Annotated in this window: 3 protein-coding genes; all 3 read right to left on the reverse strand. The window is 38.3% G+C overall.

Translation table 11 applies throughout. The annotated features are described in order from the left end of the window. Nucleotides 1-90: 90 nt before the first annotated feature. Nucleotides 91-705, reverse strand: coding sequence for a tetratricopeptide repeat protein (locus F557_RS21955; protein ID WP_084761673.1), 615 nt, complete (start codon nt 703-705; stop codon nt 91-93). Between the two features lie 184 nt (nt 706-889). Continuing rightward, entirely contained in the window at nt 890-1,774 is an 885-nt protein-coding gene (locus F557_RS0114985) for a hypothetical protein (RefSeq protein WP_019003036.1), read from the reverse strand. A gap of 244 nt (nt 1,775-2,018) precedes the next feature. Beyond that, complete coding sequence (locus F557_RS21520; protein WP_019003037.1) at nt 2,019-3,395, reverse strand: tetratricopeptide repeat protein; 1,377 nt, start codon at nt 3,393-3,395, stop codon at nt 2,019-2,021. Nucleotides 3,396-3,873: the final 478 nt, after the last annotated feature.

Genomic DNA, 3,873 nt, shown 5'->3' on the forward strand with positions numbered 1-3,873 from the left:
ACCTCGTAGACCGAGGGGGAGACCAAGAAAGGTTACAGTTTCACAAAACACTGAAAATTAGAGGTTATAGTCCGTAGAATTGTGAAACTTTTAATTGTACATTAAGCCTAAAACACTGCAGCCCACACCGTTATTAGAATCACATGCTTTTTCTGCATATAATTTGGCATTTTCCAAATCAGGCTTATTTCCATTGGAGCTATTAAAGTAAAGAGCGCTCAGGTTTCCGCATCCCTGTATATTATTTAAGGAACATGAAACTTTATAGTATTGCTTGGCCCGATTAGGATCGGGCTGCACGCCTTTTCCAAGTTCATATGATCTTGCAAGAAGAAAACACCCGTCTGCATTATTTAAGTGACAGGATTTCCTGCTGTATTCTAATGACAGAGTATAATTTGGTCTTGGAGTATAGTAATATAATTCAGCAACCTTAAAACATCCTAAAGCATCGTCAAGGTTGCAGGATTTGTCATAAAATGATTTTGATTTTTCGAGATTGTGATTTTCAAATTGTGGAGTAATGTAAATGTCTCCCATAGCCAGACAGCCAGAACCTATATTTTTGTTGCATAGCTGTTCACAGACAATAATAGCTTGAGAAAATATATAATTATCAGTTAAGTTTTTGCAGGTTGTTAAATCATCAGATAGGGCATCTGCAGATAATAACAAACAGAAAATTATAAGACTTTTGTATTTCATATTAAAATATCTGATATGCAGAAAATCTGTATTTTACGCACGGTTGTCTGGGATTGAATACAATGTAAATATGGTGTAGATGTTAAAAATTGTATTACGAAAAAAAACGTAACAAACGGAATAATGATGTTTATCATTCATCTTTAATAAACATCAAGCTCTTACACCATATCTATAATATTATTTAATTTTTTGTGCAGGTCATTATAAAATCAGAAGCGGTTAGATTATATTGCTGCATTTGCATTTGCACTTCAGCAGGGATACTGGCAGAGCGATCCCCCATGGCAAATCCCCCCTGGATATATTCAATTTTCGTGGGAGGCTGTTCTCCAAGAGTAAAGCCATTCCCCAAATTACCAGCATTAATAGCATTGAGATCCATGTGAGGAATAGTTCTAATTTGCTGAACATTAGATTTGAACATGTTGCCAGAGATCGAGTATTTTCCAGTGGAAATTAACTGGATGTTCATGTTGGTACTAAATCCCGTATTTATATCATTATATACCATTGCCATATTCATAATTAGCTGAAAGTTATTACCTGAGAAAACAAAGGATATCTGAGGTATCCTTATTAATCCTTGATATTGAATTTCCATTGCTTTTTGGAAACCGGGCCATCTGCAGTTATAGGTACCATCAGGAAAAAAAGTATCATTTGAGGGAACAGCAGGGGATAAGGTAGATCCGCGAGTTAATTGAGCAGAACCATCTGAGGATTTAATAATTAGTGTATTACCGGATAATTGAAAAGACCATGACTCTGATAATTGATCAAAATTCTCATTAACAGATAAATTGATAAAATTATCATTAACACGGTAATAACCGATAAAATCAATTGCTTCCTGCCGCAGACGAATTTTGCCATCGTTTGAAAAATCAAGCGTTAACTCCTTTCCATCATTATCTACACCCTTCCAGGATCCAACAATACTCTGAGTAGCAGTATTGGCGGAAGGATTAGCTAATTGAGAATTGATAATACCGGCAGAAGACAAATTAAAACAGGAAAATAATGAAATGGCTATTAAATGGAATAACGACTTTTTTAGGGATAACATAACTAGTCTCCGGAGATACAATTATTATCTAAAAGTATTAAATTTAGTATTGCTTAATTATATGAAAGATAGCAAAATAGTTTATGTCCAGCTTTGTTTAATTTGGATACTCCTGTAGTAAAATGTGAAAATTGAATTTTTCTTTTTTATTGTTTTCAGGGGAACACTAACTGGTGATTTTGTTACTAGTGGGATAAACTCCTTCTGTTACACTATCGCAAAGCAATTGTAGTTATGGGAAGTCCTAGTACCCCTGTTCATTCAGTATGCGGTACGTAAAACATCCTTTTAGAGCGTCTAAATCACAGGATTTTTGATAGTATTTTTTTGCAGTGCTCCTATTTTGTGTTACGCCACGCCCAGTATCATATGAATTAGCAAGGTTGAAACACCCTGGGCCGTAGTTCATGCTGCAGGCTTTTTCGAAATAGGTGTTAGCCTTGCTGTAATCCTGTTTCACATCATTACCGGTGCTATAAAAATAACCTAACGTGACGCACCCGCGGGCATAGTTCATGCTGCAGGCTTTTTCGAAATAGGTATTAGCCTTGCTGTAATCATGTTTTACACCCCGGCCCTTGTGATATGAGGAACCTAAGTTGTTGCAGCCGGCGCCATAGTTAAGGTTGCAGGCTTTTTCGTAATAGGCATTAGCTTTACTGTAGTCCTGTTGTACGTCTATACCTTCGGTGTACATAATACCTAAGTTATAGCAGCCAGTGTCATTATCCAGCTTACAGGCTTTTTCGTAATAGGTAATGGCTTTGCTGTAATCCTGTTTTATACCCTGGCCCTTGAAATATGAATTACCTAACTTGAAGCATCCGGGGCCATAGTTCATACTGCAGGCTTTTTCATAATAGGTATTAGCCTGAGTGTAGTCCTGTTGTACGCCTTTGCCTTGGGTGTATGAAATACCTAATTTAAAGCAGCCACTCTCATCATCAAGATCGCAGGCTTTTTTGTAATAGGCAAAAGCTTTACTGTGATCCGGTTTTACACTTCCGTTGTCTTCGCTGGAAAAATTAGCTAACAGGAGGCACCCACTGGCAGAATTCATGTTGCAGGCTTTTTCGTAATAAGTATTAGCTTTGCTGTAATCCTGTTTTGTGCCCAGGCCATTATGATGTAAATAACCTAAGGAGGCGCACCCGAGGCCAAAGTTCATGTTGCAGGCTTTTTCGAAATATGCACTAGCTTTACTGTAGTCCTGTTGTACGGCCTTGCCTTCTTCGAATGAAACACCTAAGTTGTAACATCCGTTTTTGTCCCCCATATTGCATGCTTTTTCGTAATAGGCGTAAGCTTTGTTGTAATCCTGTTTCACGCCAAGGCCATAGTAATATGAGGTACCTAAGTTGTTACACCCGGGGCCAAAGTTCATGTTGCAGGCTTTTTCGAAATAGGTAATAGCCTGACTGTAGTTCTTTTCTAGACCAAGACCGTAAAAGTATAAGTTACCTAAGGATTTGCACCCTATGCCTTCATTTTGGTTACAGGAATCCTGACATGAAGTAACAGCCTTGTCATAGGTTTTGCTCTCATAGAAATTTTCACATTCATTAGCACTGACTGTAGCAGACACTAGGACTGGGAGAGTAACTAAGTATTTGAATTTCATAAATTATGTAACCTCGATTTGTGTATGATATTTTCTGGCAGTCAATCAAATTGGATCCATATTAGGGAAATCTGTAAGTGTTTGAACGTGTCATTAGTTATCCGAAATAAATATGTGTGTAGCTCTAATAAATAAATGCTAATCAGTTAGTTTGTTCAAACAGAAAAATGAGACAGCATAGATTAATTAAGATAGCAACAGGGCTGACATCTGATTGTGGTGTCTGGATAGCAGAGGCACTACTACTGTTGCGTGCTGATACTCCTCTGTCATTCTTATTGCTTATTTATTATGAAAGAAAGCTCCCCGGCGGACAAACGAAAGCGACGGCCCTTAAGCCGCATTCGGAACGCTGCATGCCCTGGCATGGAGTGACGGCCCGGATCTCTTCGGTAAGATCCGTTCCGGCCCCCGTTAAGTTGGCTGGGTCATGCTGACGCTGGCACAGATCACTTTGCCCTGATTGCTGGTTTCGCTC

The sequence above is a fragment of the Succinimonas amylolytica DSM 2873 genome (assembly GCF_000378405.1).
Taxonomy (GTDB): domain Bacteria; phylum Pseudomonadota; class Gammaproteobacteria; order Enterobacterales; family Succinivibrionaceae; genus Succinimonas; species Succinimonas amylolytica.